At 41.1% G+C, this 21,995-nt stretch carries 6 protein-coding genes and 1 riboswitch; all 6 genes read right to left on the bottom strand.

The window, feature by feature from the left end:
- Positions 1–49: 49 nt before the first annotated feature.
- The 6 genes from OCV54_RS02610 to OCV54_RS02585 all read right to left on the bottom strand — a co-directional run bounded on the left by OCV54_RS02610 (position 50) and on the right by OCV54_RS02585 (position 21,986).
- The gene (locus OCV54_RS02610) at positions 50–10,687 is read right to left on the bottom strand and encodes a leucine-rich repeat protein (RefSeq protein WP_055222512.1); all 10,638 of its coding nucleotides are present in this window, start codon (positions 10,685–10,687) and stop codon (positions 50–52) included.
- 157 nt (positions 10,688–10,844) lie between these two features.
- Positions 10,845–10,946: riboswitch (cyclic di-GMP riboswitch) on the bottom strand.
- An 84-nt stretch (positions 10,947–11,030) separates the two neighbouring features.
- Positions 11,031–11,276, bottom strand: coding sequence for a hypothetical protein (locus OCV54_RS02605; RefSeq protein WP_055222510.1), 246 nt, complete (start codon positions 11,274–11,276; stop codon positions 11,031–11,033).
- Between the two features lie 78 nt (positions 11,277–11,354).
- Positions 11,355–16,877, bottom strand: a complete 5,523-nt coding sequence (locus OCV54_RS02600; protein ID WP_055222508.1) for a DUF4132 domain-containing protein — start codon at positions 16,875–16,877, stop codon at positions 11,355–11,357.
- A gap of 57 nt (positions 16,878–16,934) precedes the next feature.
- Positions 16,935–17,348, bottom strand: coding sequence for a hypothetical protein (locus OCV54_RS02595; RefSeq protein WP_055222506.1), 414 nt, complete (start codon positions 17,346–17,348; stop codon positions 16,935–16,937).
- Between the two features lie 110 nt (positions 17,349–17,458).
- The gene (locus OCV54_RS02590; protein WP_055222505.1) at positions 17,459–20,839 is read right to left on the bottom strand and encodes a DEAD/DEAH box helicase family protein; all 3,381 of its coding nucleotides are present in this window, start codon (positions 20,837–20,839) and stop codon (positions 17,459–17,461) included.
- Positions 20,832–21,986 (bottom strand): restriction endonuclease subunit S, encoded by a 1,155-nt coding sequence (locus OCV54_RS02585; RefSeq protein WP_070099074.1) that lies wholly within the window; start codon positions 21,984–21,986, stop codon positions 20,832–20,834. Before OCV54_RS02585 ends, OCV54_RS02590 begins: the two co-directional genes overlap by 8 nt.
- Positions 21,987–21,995: the final 9 nt, after the last annotated feature.

Below are 21,995 nucleotides of genomic sequence, written 5' to 3'. Positions count from 1 at the left end.
TAGCCATCCATTTAGTTTATTTCTTTTTGTTTCTTTTTTTACCCTATATCTAAAACTTTTTGTATACTGCCTTCTTCGGCGCACCGGCTTTCTTTATCAGCCTGCCATAACTGTTATAATACTTCTTTGGCAGTGCAAATGCTGCATTTGCCTTAATACCAGCAAAAGCAGATGTTCCAGCCTTTACAAGCTTTGGTGATAAGATTTTCACAGACTTAAGGCTCTTACATCCATAGAACGCCTTAGTGCCTATAGTTCTGATGTTCTTACCTACCGTAACTGTAGCAAGTCTCGGACATCCATAGAATGCGTAATCGCCTATACCTGTCACATTCGAACCAACAACGACGTTTGTCAGATAATGATATTTCATGAACGCTTTGTTCTCGATCTTTGTAATCTTGAACTTCACTCCTCCTATAATTACTGTATCTGCTACCTTGAGTGTGGTGAACTTCTTGTTGGTCTTGCTGTATCCAGAACCAATCAGAGACACCGTACCTGTTCCGTTTGTCTTTGCACTTGTAATCTTGTACTTTAATGTGCTGCCGTACACCTTGCCAGCCTGTGTCTTGATGGCAAATGTCTTCTTGATAGTACCTGTGTAGCCATTCTTTCCGGTTATGGTAAGTGTGGCAGTTCCGATGTTCTTGTTGTTCTTATATGTGACTGTGTAATTGGTGCCCTTGGTCAGCATTCTGCCATTTGCCTTTACCACAAGCTTTGCCTGAGTCTGAGCCTTGCCGTTGTAAATCTTGTTCTCGATTCCTGCGACACTGATCCTACTTGCAGCCTTGGTTATATCTACACGTTTCAACACTGGAATATCTTCTGTCTTTGTGTCAGAGCATACTGTACAGGTGTATGTCTTTGTGCCCTTTGCTGTGTATGTAGGTTTCTTTGTCACCTTTCCAGAATCCCACTTATGTCCAAGTGCTGCAACCTCTTCCTGTGCCTTGATCACTTCGTTACATACGCTGCAGTGACTGCCTTCTGTAAGTCCTGACTCGGTGCAGGTTGGAGCTACTGCCTCATCAACTACAACTGTATGTCCTGTGGCTTTGATATCCTCAGTTCTTATCTCTCCACAGGTCGTACATGTGAAGGTCTTTATACCTGTCTTGGTGCAGGTTGGAGCGGTCGTTATCACTCCATCATCCCATGTATGTCCAAGGGCTAGTACTTCTTCCTGTGCCTTGATCACTTCGTTACATACGCTGCAGTGACTGCCTTCTGTAAGTCCTGTCTCTGTACATGTCGGAGCTACTGCCTCATCTACTACAAGTGCATGTCCTGTTGCTTTTATATCTTCAGTTCTTGTCTCCCCACAGGTAGCACAAGTGAATGTCTTTACGCCTGCCTTGGTACAGGTTGGAGCTGTTGTTACTTCGCCATCATTCCATGTATGTTCCCTTACATTTACATTTACTACAGCCTGTACGCCATCAACAACCGACTTAACTGTTACTATGGTTTCTCCGACCGATACAGCAGACACATTTCCATTTTCATCTACCGTCGCAACACTCTCATCCCCGGATACATATGTGAGCTGTTTATTCTCCGCATTCTCTGGTAATACCGTGGCTGTAATCGTTGCTGTTTTTCCTACGCACATATCTATAGAGTCTGTGTCAATCTCAACTTTCGCTGCCTGATATTCGTCTGTAGGAACCGCAACACAATATACACTGAAATGCTCCGTCTGGAAACTATACTTTCCATCAGCACTTATCGGTTTCATATCTGTCATTGAACCATCAGTTTCAAGCCTGTATATACCTACTCCACTTGAATGTGAATCTTCTGCCATCGGTATATCTACATCGACTGTCTTTTCCGGCTGTACAACATCTTCACCATTTTTTAATGTTATGTCATATACAGAAAGACTATATATACGTCCATTCTCATCAACAGAAATATTCTTTATCGAATCACCATACGTCTCTGCTACATTCTCGCTTGCCATTTTCTCCACAACAAGTGATGTATCGTCAGACATCTCTGTATCATCAGAATTGGTTACTGTAATTCCTGTCTTGGCATCCCTTATACCTATTACACTTACTGTGTATGTAGCTGTATGCGTTCCAACCGTTCCTGTAATGGTAGTTTTACCTGTCTTAAGACCTGTTACAAGTCCGTTCTCATCAACCGATGCAATCTCCGGATCTGCCGAACTCCAAGCGACATTCCTTTCATCTGTCGTATTTGATGGTATATAGATCACATCAAGCTGTTTTGTCTTGTCAAGTCTGAGTGTTCCCTTTGTTGTATTGAGCACTATCTTCTCAATAGGCGCTTTCACAGTCACACTACAACTGATTCTAAAGTTACCTACAGCTCCGCATACATCCACAGTTCCCGGTGCAATAGCTGTAACCAATCCATCTGAATCAACCTTTGCAACTGATGTATCTTTGCTGTACCAGAACACTGATTTATCATCTGTAGTATTCACAGGTTCAAATGCAGCAGCTAATGTAAATGTATCACCAACATTCAGTTCTTTCTCTGTCTGATTTATAACCACAGACGTCATAGGCTGCTTTACTGTAACTGCAAATTCTGCGCTGTACATTCCATGGCTTACTGTAATAGCTGCATTTCCCGGAGCAACACCTGTTATCACGCCCTTCTCGTCAACCGTTGCTACATCCGTATCATCACTTACAAATACTGTTTTTTCCGTGTCGCCATCCGGCACTATAACATCAGGAGTAATAGAGTATGTATCTCCAACATTTATAGTTGTCTCCGTTTCAGAAAGCTTAATACCATACGTCTTTGGAGTTACCGTAACAGTGCATTCAGCGTAAACCTGCTTATTTGCATCAAGAACAGCTTTGATCGTTGTCTGTCCTTCTGAAACTCCGGTGACTTTTCCATCTACAACTGTTGCTATACTCTTATCTGCGCTCTCCCAAGTGAGCTTATCGCTCTGGTTATATCCAAATGGATTTATCGTAACATCAAGTTTCTGAGCCTCGTCAACCTCAAGCGAAAGCTCTGCTTTCATCTCAATCGATGTAATTGGAGCACTATATACTGCATGAGCCTCAATGTCACTTGTAAGAGTTGCCGGAAGTTCGTCTGCTTTACCATCACCATTGATATCCCAGCCGAGGAAGGTTGCACCTTCTGGGAGAATATCTGAAATCTCATTTTGTGATGGTGATTGAACCAATTCTGTATTCTTTAGTGGTGATATTTTAACAACCATGCCATCCACAAAAAATGTTACAAGATTCCATTCATCTGAATAATATATCGAGCTGCCTCTAAGATTATTTTTTTTATCATCCTCTACTTCTTTATCGACTTTTGTATATATTTGAGTATTAACATTTTCATAATACGAGTTTATATCATACGTCTCATTCATCAATACCAAGCTTTTGGGATTATAACTCATTATCCTTGAATCAATTTGACCAATAAATACATCTAAATAATCTGTAGTTGACCCCATTCCCATATTTACATTTTTTAAACTATCTATTCTTGCATACTTTATCTGGCATTCATAAAAACAGTTTACGCCAAGTTCCAAATTCTTATTTGTTAAATGAACATTTTCAAGATTAGTATCAAAGGAAAATGCACCGTCATCTATAAATTCAATACAATTTCCCCACCTTACATTCTTTAAGGAATCACAAAATGCAAATGCGGAATCTCCAATAAATCGTAGTGAATCCGGTAAATAAACATACTTTATTCTCTGCGATGCAATTGCATATTCTGCAATAACTTTTGTTCCATCTTTGATCCTGAGACACCTTGACTTATTTACTTCCTCGCTGTCACAACTTATCGCATATTGTCCCAAATATAAAACTCCATCTATATAGTTTGACTTATTATTGTAATATGGTGTATCGTACAATATATTTGAACCAATACTTTTTATATTATAGCCAACATTGATGTTTACCAAACTTGTACAGGATATAAAAGCCCCTGTCCCTATTGATTCAACGCTATCTGGTAACAATATCTCTGTTATTTTTTTATGACCCTTAAATACATAGTCATCTATTTTTTTAATTCCCGAAATGATTTCGATTTTACCAGATATATTGTTAGGTATAAAAAGTATTCTTGTAACATCTTTATCATAAAGTATTCCATCTTTGGTAATAAAAAACTTATTATTTTCATCAACAATAACTTTTTTCAGGCTATCACAAACAGCAAAAGCTCCTTTTCCAATCGTATTAACATTTTTTCCTATATATATATTCTGCAAATTAGTACATGAGTCAAATGCACTTTCTTTTATCTCTTTTACAGATTCTGGCAGATTGCAATTTACCAATCCTATACAATGAAAAAATGCAGCATGACCGATTACCTCTATATTTTGCCCAAACTCTACAATACTCAATTTTTCATCATATGCGAACAGACTCTCAGTAAGCACTTTCATGTTATCTGACAGTTTGACTCTACTCAAATTTCGGCAATCTGCAAAAGCATAAACACCTAAACTACTTACCGTATCTGGCAACTCTATATTTTCTATATTTGTATTTTGAAATGCCATTATTCCTATTGTCTGTAATTTATTTGAAAAAGATACTTCGTTCAATAAAATGCAATCTCTAAACGCATCATCTCCTATACTTTCTACAGTATCTGAAAAAATAACCTTCTCAATATACTTACAATTATAAAATGCTCCATTATCTATATTTTTTATTCCTTCTGGTATTTCAACTTTGCCACTTATATTTTTAGGAACAATCATAATTCTTGATAAATTGTAATCATATAAAATACTATCTATTACTCTAAAAAACTTATTATCAGCATCTACACTTACACTTTCTAAGCCATTACAACCACTAAAAGAACCATTTGCGATATATGACACATTTTTATTTATATATATTTTTTTCAATGACAAACAGTCTTTAAACGCAGTATCCTCTATACTGCAACAATTTACCGGAATATTAATATCCTGAAGTTTTATACATGATTCGAATGTTGACATTCTGATGCGTTTTACTCCTTCTGGAATATTCACTATCCTCAATTCTTCACATCTGTAAAAAGAATTATATCCTAAATCAACTATAGATTCTGATAAATATATTTCTTCACATTTTAAATAACTAAATGCATCATAATCCAATCTAGTTCCGCCTAGTACTGATATCTTTTTCAACCCATCTAACTTACTAATATCAGAAAATAGATATTTTATAGTGTTTTCTGAATTTGTATTTATTTCAGCCATTCCCAAAAATGGTATAGACAATTTTTCTAAACTCAAAATATCCTTTAATGCACTTCGTCCGATATACTCAACACTACTTGGCACAACCAATTCTGTTGTTTCCGTCAGCCCAGACTCAGCCAGTGCATACTCCCCTATCTCCTCCAACTTTTCATTGAAGGTAAAGGTCTTAAGCTTTGCGCCTCGGAATGCATAAGCGCCAAGCACCGTCATCTCTGCTGGCATATCGAAGTTCTCTATTCCAGCATACTCAAACGCATGGTCATACACACCCTGCAGCTTGCTGTTTTCCGACAGGATTATATTCGTAAGCGCACTACAGCCATAGAATGCATAATCTGATATTTCCTTTACACTGTCAGGAATAGTAATTCCGGTCAGCTTTGCACAGTTATAGAATGCTCCACTGTATATACCGCCAAGCTGACTGCTGGCATTCACATCCACCTGCTCAAGATTCTCGCAGTATGCAAAGGCATAATATTCAATGCTCTGCACATTGTCAGGTATCGTGATATGTGTCAGATTATCACACTTATAGAAGGTCCTGAGACCTATCGTCATCAGCTTGCTCTCATTCGGAATGATTATCTCCGACAACTGAGAGCCTTCAAATGCACCGGATGCAAATGAAATCACAGCGTCAGATACTGTGTAGCTGCCTGTCTTGCCTGCAGGACATGATATAAGCTTTGTACAGGCTTTATTGTAGAATACACCATCCACAGATGCATAATTCTGATTTTTCTCTGCAACAGTTATCGCTGTAAGATTCTTACATTTTGCAAAGCAGAGGCTGCCTACATAGTTTATATTTGCCGGAATGTCTATCTGATCTATTGCTGTATTATAGAAAGCCTCATCCCGCACAAGCATAGACTTGCCATTATCAGCAAATGTAATCTTCGCAAGGCTTTCTGCATCTTTGAATGCACTATAGCCTATCTCTGTTACATTTAACGGAATGTCTATAGCTCCTATCTTTGATCCGGCAAATGCCAATCTTCCTATATAATTTACAGAATCAGAAACCGCTACTGTCTTGACGCCAGAATTATAGAAGGTCTTCTCCCTTATCTCCGTTACTCCTGATGGTATACTTACCTTCTCAAGTCTTGATGTATTGGCGAAAGCGTTACTTCCAATAGTCTTAAGCTTACTGTTTTCTCCAAATGTAATCTCTGTGATTCCACTGCCATCAAATGCACCGCTGTCAATAACAGCCACGCCATCTGGTATTGTCACAGACCCAAGTGCCGTTGTTCCGGCAAATGCAGACTTATATATACCCGTAAGTGTATCTGGCAATGTAATTTCTGTAAGCGAAGTATTGTCCTTGAATGTCTCACTTCCTATAGAGGAAACCGCATAGCCGTCTATATTGTCAAGCACGATATTTTCAGCATTTCCCTTATATTTTATAACTGATGCTGTTCCATCATTCGTGACAGCATATACCCATTCATCATTCTCATGTATCTTATTTAGTCCAACATAATATGCACCTATACCATCATCCCATTTATCCTCAAGATCTGATGGAAGAACCGCTGCCATAAAGTAAATCTTTATGGATTTCGTCTTTGAAAATGCATATCTTCCTATATGATTCAGTGTTTCCGGCAAGATCATCTTGTCCATCTGTGAGCATCCATAGAATGCATATCTTCCTATGTCATTCACTGTCTCCGGAATTGAAAGATTGCCAAGTGATATACATGACTTAAAAGCATAGTTATCTATTGTAGCAAGCTTTTTACAGCCACTAAAGTCCACACCTTCCAGATGCAGAAGTCCCTCACATGCTCTCGCCTCTATAGTCTGTAACGCACTTTCTTCCTCAAAGGTTATCCTTCTAAGGTTATCTGCACCGGAGAAACACCATGCCGGAAGATTCTCAAGTCTGCTGTCAGCTTCGAAGGTAACTGTAAGTAGCTTGTCACATCCTGTAAATGCATCCTGTGCTATCGTAGACACATTTCCCGGAATAGTGAAATCCTCTATACCACAATAAGCAAATGTTCCATATCCTATTCTGTCAAGTGCACTTTCCGGTTCAAACTCTATATCTGTAAGTGCATAATCCCAGCCAAATGCGTACCAGCTTATACTCTTAACATTCTTAGGTATCGTAAGCTTTTCAGACATTCCGCTGCAAGACATAAACGCATAGCCATCTATCTCTGTAAGCGTAGAAGGAAGTACCGGTGTCTGGAGCTTTTCGCAATATTCGAATGCATTTTCACCTATATCAGTAAGACCTTCATTCATTATTACCTCTGTAAGCCCTAGCGCTCCAGAGAAAGCATACCGGTCAATCTTCACAGTTGTGTCTGCCATCGTGTAAGAGCCAGTTCTTGCAGCCGGATAAAGCATGAGAACAGACTTATCCTTGTTGTACAGTATCCCCTCATACGACGAATACTTCTCATTCTTCTCATCCACTGTGATATCTGACAGATTGTGACAGCTTGCAAATACGCCACTACCTATATTAGTAAGCTTTGCACCTATACCGATTTTCGTTATACCACTGTTGTACAGAGCTGTATCACCTATTGTTGTTACACCGTCAGGAATCAGAAACTTCCTTAAACTATATGTATAGGCGAATGCCCACGCATCTATATTCGTGCATTTGCTCTTTTCTCCAAACTTCACACTGGCAAGATTGCCAATACCATAAAATGCGTATCCACCTATGCTCTTAACAGAATCTGGAATTGATATATCTTTGATATTCGAACCTGCAAATGCATATGCACCTATATCAGAAAGCAGACTATCGTCCGCAAACTCAATCTTTGTCAGTCCTGAGTAATAAAAAGCAAAGCCATTAAGCCCGGTTATATACTTCGGCATAGTTATTTCTCTTAATGCATATGTACTACTGAAACCATCACCTGGTATGGCTTTTAATTTTCCGTTCTCTGGGAATACTATTTCACTAAGTCTGCTACAGTTTGAATATGCACTTTCGCCAAGTGATGTCAGGCTCTCAGGGAAATTCACTCTGTCTACCCTGCTATATGCAAAGCCTTCCTCTCCAACATTCGCAAGTCCCTCATTAAGCACAACCTCGCCACTTCTAGAATATGCAAAAGCCGCAGTTCCAATAGTCTTAGTCGATGCATCCACGGTGTATGTTCCTGCAAGTCCTGCCGGATAGTACAGCAGTGTTGTTCCATCTGCACTGTAGAGAGCCGAATTCTTCACTAAGTAAGATGGATTACCGTCTGCAACCTTGATCTTTCTGAGACCTGTACTTCCATAGAATACTCTGTCCCCTAGAGATATAAGACTTGATGGTATATTAAATTCAGATATTCCTGCAAAAGAGAATGCCTTTGCACCAACTGTCATCAGACCACTGCTGTCAGATACGTCTACAGCACCAAGTCTTACACAACCCGAAAATGCCTCGTCTCCAATCTCTGATACAGAATCCGGTATATCTACGCTCCTGATATATGTACAGTTATAAAATGCCCTTGTTCTTATATTCTTTAATGTATCTGGAAGAGTGATAGACCTTGCCCTTCTATTATTCTCAAATGCATTCTCACCTATCTCTGTAACCGCTTCCCCTTCTATCTCAGATGGCACTGTCACATACCTTCTCTTTCCTGTATATGATGTAATTCTTATAGTACCATCGGAGTTTTTCACATAGGTGAATGCTGTTCCTTCGTCCTCATTTACCCAGCTTGCATACAAGGTTACATCCTGACTGAATACATTGGTATATAATTCACACACATCCTCACAGTTTGGATCAAAATACCAGCCGTCAAATACGAGATATTCTCTTTCCGGCTCAGGCATTGTCTGAACTGTATGCCCCTTGACGAATATCTGCGTCTGATTCTTCACCTCGTCAGTCAGCATATTGTATGTGATCTTACCTTTTTCTTCACACACAAGTGCGTATACATCTACTTCACCGAATCCGTTATAGTAATCCTCACCTGCTATTCCCAGATCTACTGATGACGCCTCAAAAAGCTGTCTCATATCATTGAATTCCGTCTTACCACATGCTGACTTGTAAAGTGCAACAGCTCCTGCTGCAATCGGTGCAGACATGGATGTACCCGTAGCCATAGTATATCCGCCTATGTCTGTTGTATAGGTTGTGCCTGGTGCCAGTATGTCTACATTCTCACCATAGTTAGAATAATCTGTTATAGTTCCGCTTTCTGTATCATATGCCCCCACTGCAATAACACTGTCCAGAGATGCCGGATATACTGGCATGTTGCTGCCATCGTTTCCCGCTGATGCAACACATATGATGTCACTGTCAACGGCAAGCTGAGTATACTTGCTGTATATATCTTCCTCAGAACTAAGCGACATATTGATTACATCTACGTCAGACTCTATGGCATATGCAAGTCCAAATACAATATCAGATCCCCTTGCAAATTCGCCATTTTCACCCACATTACATTTTATGACCAGCAGTTCCACCTCAGGTGCAACTCCTGCTATTCCCTCATTATTATCCATGGACGCAGCAAGAACACCCGCTACCTTTGTACCGTGTCCCTGTTCATCCTCTATTACCGACATATCGTAGTCTTTTACTATCTTGTCCTCTGATGCATTGTATGATTTTTCACTGATTCTTCCTGTGAACTCAGGATGATCCGTGTCGATACCGGAATCGATAACCGCTACCGTAACGCCACTTCCTTTGGTGGTGTTCCATGTATTCTTGAGATTTATATAATCAAGATACTGCTGATTTCTAAAGTCAGGATCGTTTGCTGTGTAGTCCGGTCTTGCACTGATAACCTTAGAAATACTTTGTGTGGAATCTCCAACTGACGCATCTTCATTTTCTGCGGTTTCAGCTGTCAAAGTTTCATCACTCAACTGTAAATTATCTGAAATATTGTTCGTGACACCGCCAAGCTCCTCATTGAGCTCACTCACGCTCACGTAATAATCAGGTGTCATCTCTGTGATCTCCTGACTGTACTCGTCGTTATTGTAGACATCATCTATAGTCATACCCTCTGGCAGATACAGAACGGCAAAGCTGCCATCATCAGTGAGTCTTACATCGGCTCCAAGCTTTTCTGCAATTCTCTCAGCCTCTTCCTTTGTCGTATCTGAAAGGACTATGGAATCAGGAGCATAAAGTCCCTGATCAAGGTCAAGTGTATCCTTTTTGTCCTCTACCTTATCTGCAACTATCTCCTTTTCCTTCCGGGCATTCTCCTTCTGGAAGTCCGTCATATAGACTGTCTGCTCCGCATCCGCTATATCACCTGAATTATCACTTACCGCTGTCTCAGATGTACTGGCACTTTCGCTGCTGCCTGTATCGCGGTTCATATATTTTACAGTTCCAAATGCTGCTCCTGCACAGAGCATTGCACCTACTATAACAGTGCTGATGATTCGTTTTCTATTATTCTTCCTCATACTGTCCCTCCCTCGTATTCAAATAATATCCTCTTTTCTCTCACATCCATAACGCACGAAAAGCGCCACTTATCGTGACGCTTTTCATAAAAATCTATACACTTATACCTACGTATAATTTATCCCATATAGTAATAATCTTACATATGTCATGTGTAGATGCAACTGGCTGCCATCTGATCGTCTCCCCTGATGTCAAAATCTCTTAGGCCCTATAGCTTTGCGTCACAAAATTTCTCTTGTTTTGCCGAGTATTCAATTTTACGTGATAAGTCACGCAAATTCCCCTCAGATATGTTTATTTTATCATATGGCTGGCAGCTATACAATAACAATATGTCAGTCAATATATCTTCTTCACGTCATCCACCCGGTAAAGTCTCTTAAAATTCTCCAGATCCTTCTCCGACTGTATCACCATCACACCCACAAAGCTACCGTCCTCTCTGCTCCTGAATCCGGCGACCTGTTCTCCGGTGCATATGGAGCATCTGATGACAGCATCATGCTTTGCCTCATCATAGGGAAACAGTTCTGCGTTTCCCTTGTGTTTTAACTTTAATTTAGAAATAAAACTTTTTCCAGTCACTATATTCCACCTCTATACATACCTTGCAAACAACCGACAAGATACATTCCAAACCATCATCTTATCATTGTACTGACTTTACGCCTCGATCTGTCCCAGTATATAAGGATCCTTGATCTTATTATCCTCTGCAAAGAACAGTATCTTCGTGAGTACTTCCGATGTCTTTGGATCGTCATCCACAAATGGCAGGAATATTCTGCCTCGCCTCTGCGAATGCACAGGAAGTACATTTATCATAGGGCCTGCCTCCTGGTGCACCACTCCGCTTCCAAGGTGGACTGTATAATTGGCGCGCTTGCCCTCTATCACCGCATGGTTCTTTGTAAATGTGACATTTGTCAGCCTGAAAAGCGGCATGGTGAATTCTGCTATCGCCTTTCGCATCTCAACAGTTGAGTGTGAGGTCTCTGGATCCACGCCTCCGGCATGTGCCACGGAAACAGCCATGTCCACATCCCTCATGACCTCAGAGAATATGATGTCTGGGATATCCTTGATCCTCATATTCTTTCCTGTCTTTCTATCTGAGAACACCACCCATTCGAGGGTCGGTGACTCTATATCCGCAGGTGAGAACCAGTCTGCAAGCGCGTATATCTGTGCTACTATGTTCTCCTTGTAATAAACCTTTTGAAGTCCATCCTCTATGTCTGCCACCCAGTGTCTTGACCTCAGACAGCCCAGAGTTTTCTTCGGCTGGATCTGATTGCCCGCGTATCTGAGGGAATGTTCCATGTTCATTTCCTCTTCGGTTTTCACATAGAGCTCTCTGAACACCTGCTTGAACGGCTGTACGATCTTGTTGTCAAATACATATTTCTGTATATCATGCCATTTGCCAGCCATATACATGTGGAACGGATGTGCTACTGTGAGCTTTGTGTCATCTGATAGATTCATAAGGTTCAAGCCTGTTTTTTTGGAGCTATTATTTTCCGTTGATTTTGATACCGTATCCGCAATATCTGCATCACCGATGGACGTTGCCACAAATGTATTGAATCCATCCTCAGTCGCAAATCCCAGCACTACGTTCTTGCTATCATCAAGTTCATTTATCCCTGACATAATACTGTCAGCCGTACTATCCAGCTCTGTCTTCACGCCATCCGGCTCCGCCACCTTGAACACCAGCGCAGCCACCATGTCATGTATAACAGGATTCTCCAGCATGCCCCTGATCTCAGCCCAGGTGTATTCCTCCTGACTCTCCATCGCATCCTCAAGCATCGCCTTTGTACGCCTTGACTGCTCCGCCATCTGCTTCTTGGCATCCATCAGAGCCAATACATACTCATCCTTCTTGATCTTTGCCGGAACGGACTTTAACTGTTTGCCGTTCTTCTCACAGATGACAGCGCATTTGCCGCCGTCCTCCATCTCAAGCCATACGGTCACTTCTCCGACCTCATGCGGTCGAAAATATTCTGTCATACCCTGAACTACAAGGCTTTCCATACGTAGGGTAAGTCTCGTCACGTCCTGATATCCGGCATTGATCGCCATATTGCGCATAGCTGTAGAAACTGCTGCCGCCTCGCTGGCTCTCCTCTGTGCTCCGAACTGCTTGCTCTCCTTTTTGAACTTCTGAAGGAACATGTATCTGTCCTTTATCTGCTCCTCATTCTCTATCGGCAGGATTCCCACCGCCATGAGCAGGTCTTTGTTTCTCTTTGCCTCGATCTCGGCTATCAGCTTGGACTCATCGTATTTGCCAAGCGCCGCATCCGCATATTTTCTCGCTCTGGTGTGCTTTGCACCATCCGAAATGTATTTCGCCGCCTTGTATATAAGCTGGAATCGCTTGTCACCCAATCTGTCATAGACTTCGGTAAACCACGTCCTGTCAAATGCCCCGTCGTTCAGCTCATCCACCTCAAGCGGTGTAAATCTCGCTATCATAGCCTTTCTCTTGTCATCAAATGACTCGTTCATGTGCGCCATGAAGTAATAGCATCCCGCAGTAAATCCATCCCATCCAAGATACTCTCCAACTATATCTATCCACTCTGGAGAATACATAGCCGCCTCTATAAGCCTGGCATCACTTATATCCGTACCTGTAAGATAGGCCTTCAAAGTCTCCGCACTGTCATTTGCATCAGGCACACACACCTGAAGAAGATGCGACATACTATTCTTCTTGCTGACCTTCTGACGGTTATAGTAATAACCGGTATTGAAATACGTTGATCTCTCCAGGGTCTCCTTGCCGAGGGCTGACAGTATCCTGACAAAATACTCCGCACCGAATATTCTTGTAAGCCCGTATATATATGGAGAGAATTCTGTCTCTGTATCTCCCCTTGTGAGCTCTGCAGAAAGCACAAGCTCGGACATATCAGTGTACAGCTTCTTAGCTATATCCAGCCTTTTCTCGTCCGTCTCCGAGAACTCTCCTTCCGGACTGTGAAGAAGTATCTGCCTCACACTCCTCAGCCTTTCACGCTCCGTATATCCCCACTCATAGCCTCTGGTCTGCACCTTCCTGTTGCGCTCCGTTATAAAACGCATCACGTCAGATACACATTTGAGGCTCCTATCCAAGGAATTCCCCTCAAATGCCATCTTGTACATATAATCCCTGGATATAATACCACGGCTGTATGCGGCAATATAGTTCAGGAGACCAGGAACCGGCATGACGCTTCCTGTGTGTACCCAGTAATATGAATTTCTATCATTTACAACGTCTGAAGGTATATTAAAGTTATGACACTTTGCAAGGGCATAGTTGTATGGGAACAAATGCCTGAAATTCTCTTCATTCTGCCTTGCCTCGTCAGAATCCTCTTTTACGTCCAATATATCGCTGTCACCATCGATTGCAAGCCACCTTGTTATTATCATGATCTGCTCATTTGTGAGCACACTTCTGTGATATACCTTTGAATCATCACCAGATATACTGCTGCCACCTTTATTCCCGCCAAATGTATATATGAGCTCATCGTTTCTTCCAAGCAGATAGTCTGCTGCCACAACGGCAAGTCTCATCTTGTCACTATCCATCACATATCTTCTATACAGGAATCCTATTACAGCTCTGACAATGGCAAGATATCCGAATGCCGGACATTCTTCTATATATATATTTCCAAACATATCCGCCATAAAACTCTCGCAGTACTTCTTGAAATCCTGTTTGTCACTGTTGTAGCCATTCAGATACACGTATAGCTGCATGCACATATACGGAGTCTGAATATTTTTCTCGTAGAAATCTACCCACAATTCCTCACATGCCACCTTGTCACAGCTCACATATATGTTCCCACCTGCCTCACCAAGCAGGCCGATCTCTCCGTCAGCCATCTCATACTCATCATTTTTGTGCTCATCCACAAATGCATCAAATTTTCTTAATATATTTATAACTTCTGAATCAGATGTCGTGTCTTTCTTTTTAGGCACAATCTTTGATTTGAGTTTTGCAAATGCACCCTCGCTCTTGGCAGTCCTGCACACATTATCATTTGCAATCCCGCTTTCAGGGAAATACTTTTTGTACAGCTCAAGGCACTCAGCCAGATAACTCTTGTCAAATACCGGCTCATAGTCCGCATTTACATCATAAAGTCCATACCCCTCATCTGCACCAGCCCGGTCTGTGCCAACATTTTTAATCTCACGTATAAGAATCTGCTCCTTAGTTGTAACACTGGATCTTCCATTCGCAGACTCCCTCTGCATAGCGTCTATATGACCAACACAATCTGCAAAAAGTTTCTGCCTGTTCTCATCATTTTTGAGCTGGAGCAGCAGGTCAAGTCCCGCTGTTCTCTTCTCCTCCTTGGAATCTGCGAGAAGTCTTCCGATGAGATCATCCATGTCATCACCATCAAGCTTATATAATATAGACAGTACAGTCTCCCTTATGTCTGACTTCTTGTACTTGAGCATATTCTCAAGCTGTACATAATTCTCCGGCGAAAGCTTCATATCCTTAACGATCATCGCCGCCTTGTTTCTGGTATATGTCTCCTTGTCGGCAACCGCATCCACCAGTATGGCACGCTGTCTGTCATTTGCCGGCTGCCTTACAAGCAGAAGCAAAAGCGCATCTCTGCTATACCTTGCGGAATCTATCTCAGGAACCATCTCCGCTATGTAAGTGATCTTGTCCTCATCCCTGAGAGCGCTTGCGCAGACCGCAAGTCTCATGATGATTGCGGATCTGTCCAGATATTCGGCATTCCATGGAAATACACACGGATCAAACTCAAGCCTTTTCTTCGGCATGCGCTCAAGTATGCCCATGAGGATATCGTACATCTCATGACATTCTTTCCTGCTGTCAAAATATTTGTCCACCTCGGCAAATGTCATTTTCTTAAGTTCATTGTTGTACGATCTGCCGTCTTTATATATGAGACTATTCATATAAGGCTGGTAATCCGACATAAAGCTTGGCATGATGACCGCCATGGTGTCCATCTCGTCTGGGAATCTCTTGATAAATTCCTTTGCAACGCTGTGTGTGTACACCTTTCCCAGACTCATTGCCCTGATATACGTGCCAAATACCAGTCTTTGGTGTCTGCTGCCATCAAGCGCCAGCTTGTTCATCACATGGCATGCCTCGTCCACATCAAAGAAACCATAGCTCCACAGCGCAAGATAGATCTGCATGGCATCCTCGCCGGATAAAGCTTCACGCCTTGCATTTTCATCATTCAGATATGTATCTATAAGAAGCAGCTGTTTCTTCTGTATACGGTCAAGCTTGCTCTCCTCGTCAGTCACAAGTCCTGTCCAGGTGGCTACAGCCCTCATGACAGATGAGAATCTCAGAAGATCATTCTCCTTTATCACATGGAACAGGGTCATAAATGCACCTGCCGTTCCATAATCCATGTTCTCACAGATCGCCTGTCTGAGTCCCTCCTGAAGCTTTGCCGCAACGAGCAGCTTGCCTACAGCCTCATGGAGTCTTGTGTTGGAGCTCATATATATTCCCCTGAGGATATTGGTCGTGAGCCTTGTCTGCGCACTCTCACCGAACATGATGTCCATGAGCACTTCCTCAAGCTCTGCATTCCCCCTGTCGAGCTCCGCCTGTATCCAATATTCAGATACTATTCTATACCCATTGCTGTTGCCATCCCTGTAATAGCACAATATATCCTGCGGCAATTTCTCCTTGTAGAGAGATACTATGTCGCATCCGTATATCCCCATAGAGTGATATTCATTCATGATACTGAAATATCTGTCAAGAAATGCCCCATATCTCTTCGTACGCATGGTTCTTCTGTAATAATACTGGCTTGTCTGCCACTTGATTATGCTGTCTATAGAAGTGTAGAAATCCTCCATCAGATGATCCGGCACCCACCCCGGCAAATGCTTCAGCTCCTTCTTGAAAAACTCAGAAGGAATGTTCTTTTCATTCTCCAGAAATGTCTCAAGCCTCTTGCCGATCATCGACTCTGTTACATTCCCATTGTATTTCTCAATCTCATTAAGAAGCTTCTGCGCATCCGCACTGTAACTCTTTCTGAGTTTGCTGGATTTCGCATCAAATGCCTCTCTCACTTCATTTGCAATCTTCTTCTGCTCCTCAAGCTCAAGTCTTGTCTTCTTGTCTTCTGCCATTGTAACCCCTTTCTTTATATCCTGTATGTTACAGATACTTCTAACCCCGTGCGTGTTCTACCACATTCTGCCCGCCAGCATTGTGAGGCGGATAAATGTAATCTCATCACCCTCGTTAAACTGTTCTTCCCTGTCAAGCTCTGTTAGTTCATCCATGCCGCGGAACACTCTGAACAGTCCATCCTCAAATCCCTGAATGGCTGTCTTCACTGCCTCATCAACATCCGGTTTCTTCTCCCCATAGACGATCCCAAATGCTATCTTTCCTATTCTTCCCATATCATCAATCTGCTCATCTGTCAGCACTGCATCCCCACGATCCATGCGGGATATGTACTGTGCCACGCAGATCCTTACTGTCTCTATTATGAGTTCTCGCAATGTACTCGGTGCTGTGTCATATTCAAACGGAACCTTGTGCACTGTGTCCTTCCGCTTGCCGAGCTGCTTTATGTTCATGTATAAAATCATGTGATTCCCCCGAAATCTTGTTATATGTATATTCACATTGTGCAGAAATTGCACATACTGGATTGATGTTTAACATGTGCAAAAATTGCACATGTTAAAATAATTGTGTGTTAAGCCACATTAGCATTTGCATTTATCTGATCTATTACCTTCTTTATGCCCATCCATACAGACGCGTTAAATATATCCGTTATACTTCCCCTGTCTGTAAATGGCGACTCCATCAACACTGACATATCCTTTATCATTCCATTGTGCACCACATATTCAACTATCTGATTAACAAAGTATATTTGTCTACTGTCATAATTTGTTTCATTCAGATATTCACTGAACGCCTCCTTTGCAGCGTTCATATCAAGCCCTACTATCTCACGGACAAATTCGCCAAGAGGCTTGTCACCGATTTCGCCCTCATAATCCTTTCTCGTTCCAATCTCATTCCAAAGGATATCCTCAAGTGCCTTCACATCCCCAGTCGTAAGTGGCTTATTTGTCTTGAGTTTTGCTATTACAATATTATCCTGATGCTGTTTTATATAGAATTCAGCCTTTGCCTTATAATTCTTCAGGTCATCGTTCTCAAGTTCTGATTCATGCCAGTCTGTAGATAGGATATCATCATCAAAGTTAGTGTCGTATGGTTGTACTGTGCTTTTTATAAAGCTCATAATATCCCTAAGTCCCGTCCTTATCTCTTCGAACTCTATAATTCCAGCACCATCTACATAACTATCCGACAATACTTTATTTATGATTCCTTTCCTGCTGTCAATCTCATCAATATGTTTTCCTGTAAGTCTTGAAAGTGCATTAGCCCTTTTTATAAGATCTCTTTTTGCTCTCTCGTCATTCTTTCCCGCCACATGTGCAAGCTCCAAGCCGTATATTAGCGCATCAAATCTCAGAGCACTCGGCTCATCCCCATCTGCCATGATATAAGGCGATACCTCTTCCTTTACGATATTGATATCAGGGAACGTTATATTCTGGTAGTTAACTTCATCCGAGTATTTGTCCAGATATCTCAGATGCTGCTTTACTATAAAATTATCCCTGTTATCCCTCGACAATCTCTGCACTTCACTGCTCATGTCAGATATCAGTTTTTCCAAGAAGAAATTCACCCTGTCATCCCTATCAGTAAGTGACTGCAGCTTATACGCTATCTCAAATCTTCTCTGGTATATAGCGCCCTGTATAGGCATCACATTTACAGCCTCTTTGCCCTTTTTCTTCACCCTGAAGAACTCAAAGTTACTACAGAAATCAAATATATAGAACAACTCTTTATCTTTGCCGTCCAGCAGTCCTTCGCAAAGTCTGGTTCCCCTTCCTATCATCTGCCAGAATTTTGCCTTACTCATTACCTTCTTGAAAAATACCAGATTGAGTATCTCTGGAACATCTATTCCCGTATCAAGCATATCAACTGATATGGCTATCTGTGGCAGTTTCTTAGGATCAGAAAAGTCATCTATTGCTTTCTGCGCAAATTTTGTCTGATTATCTATAACTTCCGCGTATCCAACAAGATGTGGATATTCCTCATTGAATACCTCAAATATCTTCTCCGCGTGAGTATGATTCTTCGCAAATATTATTGTTTTTCCTATTTTCTGCCCATAATCTATCTTGATTCCCTTATCCATAAATACACGTAAGACTTTTCTTATTGTATCCTTGTTGAATAACCAGGAATTAAGCGCAGCGGACTCTATCTTATCCGGTACATCCCCAGACTCTGTCACAAATGTTTTCTCATACTCTTCCTTATCTGCGTCCGAAAGTTCTTCATATACAATTCCCTCATCAAGGAACTTTACCTTGCTCTCAATTGTCATATAATCAACAAGATATTCATCCTCAACAGCCTGTGCAAGATCATAGCCATATGTAGGAACTCCATTTGCAAGTTCAAATATATCATAAGTATTCTTGTCCACTTCATCCTTCGGTGTCGCCGTAAGTCCCACAAGCGGTGCATCAAAATAAGTGAATATATCTTTATACTTGTTATATATTGACCTGTGCGCCTCATCACATATGATCAGATCAAAATGTCCACAGGTAAATATTCTTCCATCCTTGTCACTTGCACTGTCAACGCATCCGATCATGGTCTGGTATGTGGAGAACACACATCTTGCATTATAATTGCCCTTCTCCTCCACCAGATTCGTGCAGGACAAGTCTTTCAGCATATTCACAAAACTACGCTTTGCCTGAGTGACAAGAGAATTTCTATCTGCAAGAAACAGAATATTCTTCACCCATCCGGCATTTATCAGTATCTTACAAAGTGCTATCACCGTTCGTGTCTTACCAGAACCTGTAGCCATGACAAGCAATGCTTTTCTTCTGTTCTTCTGGTCAAATGCATCGCACACTGCTTTTATCGCTGCCTCCTGATAATAGCGTCCGGCAATTGTCTTATCCACAGTTACGTTTCTGAGGCTTGTCCTCATGGACCTCAGATTAAACCACTTCTCCAGATCCCTCTTGGAGTAAATGCACGAACACTTTCTCTCTGGATATTGTCCATCAATAATATGTGTCTCAAACCCATTTGTAAGGAAGATAACAGGTCTTCTGCCATACTTTCTCTCAATGCTGTCTGCATACTCCTTCGCCTGATATCTGCCTGCCTCAACTCCGACACATGTCTTCTTTGCCTCTATAATAGCAAGTGGTCTCTGTGTATCATCATAGAGCACATAGTCCACCCGTCCATTTCCTGACCTGCTAGGAACACCGTCAACTTCAACTTCATCGATCCAGTCTGAACCCTGTACCCATCCTGCGTCCTCAAGCATAGCATCTATATAGAGTTTCCTTGTCTCGAACTCAGATATATCAAGCGGATGCTGCTTATAACGCTGCCTCTGTACCTGACTGCGTGCAGATAACTTCTCCTTGAGATCTGCATTCTCCTCAGCCAATGTCTTTAGATCTATCTTCTGTCTTTCAATCTCTTCCTGATTCTGGCGAATCAACTCTTCCTGTTCTTTGAGCTGGCTCTTTGCATTCTCAGCATTCTCCCTGGATTTCTTGGCATTTTCACGTCTGTTCAATATGGCATTTCTATCAAATTCTCTCTGCTCATATCCCCGTACATAACAACATGAAATAAAGTCCATAAATATATGCAGATTCTCCAGGCAAAGCATAGCCTCGTCAAATCCCTGACGCCTGTTATTGTGCGCCACACTGTTACCTTTTCTTCGTATATAATCCAATCGTCTCCACAGATCATTTCCCACATATTCTCTGAAGTCCTCTGAATTCAATAAACTGTGAAGATTATCCTGATACGGCGTTTCAAGTGAAGTCTCAACTGAATAAATCCATTTTATTGCAAACTCCATAGCCCTGCGGCAATTGAGTATACACATATCAGGATCTATAAGAATTATTCTCTCAGCCGATATTGCAACCCAAGCAAATGCGGCAAATCTTGGTTCATCCCTTAAGAAGTCGAAATTATTCATGATTTTCTACCTCCTTCCCTTTGTCTTGTCGGTATATTATAAACACATTATATAGGTAAGTGATCAGTTGTTCCAGTAGTTTGATGAGAGAGAGCAATTTTGATTTGTCGACTTGACAAACAAATTTAACATACTCATTAACCATATCAGTTGGTGGACAAATTATCGGGAAATCTTCAATATGTTCCTTATTCAATTGTCTCTTATCAATTCCACCTACACAAACACCTCTAATCAAATCAACGTACTCTGGTGAAACAAGTATCCTTAACACAAACATATTGCTTACCCCAGGCTTTAATCTAATGAAATATACATGTCCATTCACATTAGCCATATCATCTTCACCCAAATATAGTGCCGCTCTCCCAAGAGAACTATTCTCTGTATTTATTCGTCCAGTCTTTGTCATAAGGATATCACCATGCTTTAAGCTACTTCTCTTCATATTTGCATGAGTTTTTGCATCAATATAAGCAATATCTTCCATTTCCAAGCGATTCTTCCAAACATTCTGACTTCTGAAAAATGCAATACCTTCTTTGACATAATTCTCAGATCCACCTTTAGGTGTATTACCACTATTTATCTGAACCGATAAATCCTTCAATTTCTTAACGGGCCATTTTTTAGGATTAGCAACAGCATCCCCAAACATCTCTACAAATCGGGCTTTGATAAGTCCATCTAAAAAAGCCATTTGAGTATTTCTCATATCTAAACATTTTTTTGAAGACTTTAAAATTTTAACTATTTTTTTCTGTTTCTCAATTGATGGTAACTCAATTACTGCATCACTAAGATTACATATCTTTATATATTTTATAACCCCTCCTATAGCTTGTTTCCTTAATTCCTCAATATATGTTTCTAAAAAATAATACAAATATGGCAAATATAATTTTTCGACATTGTTATTCTCTATTATATAGGTTCGCTGATAAGCATCAAATTTTCCGTTGTAATACTTAACATTTAAATCGCCATTTCCAGCAACTAATACACACTCACAATCATATGAATATGTTGATATTCTTAAAGGCTCTTTTGAACAAGTAAAAAACGGATATTGACCATCCATTGAAGCTGCATTGGCATCAAGCTTACCCGTTCGTATTTTCGTCAAATCACCTATCCTAACTTTCATCTTCCATTG

The sequence above is a fragment of the Coprococcus aceti genome (assembly GCF_025567285.1).
GTDB classification, from domain to species: Bacteria; Bacillota; Clostridia; order Lachnospirales; family Lachnospiraceae; genus Coprococcus; species Coprococcus aceti.
The sequence above is the reverse complement of the archived record's forward strand: the minus strand, read 5'-3'. Positions and strand labels throughout refer to the sequence as shown.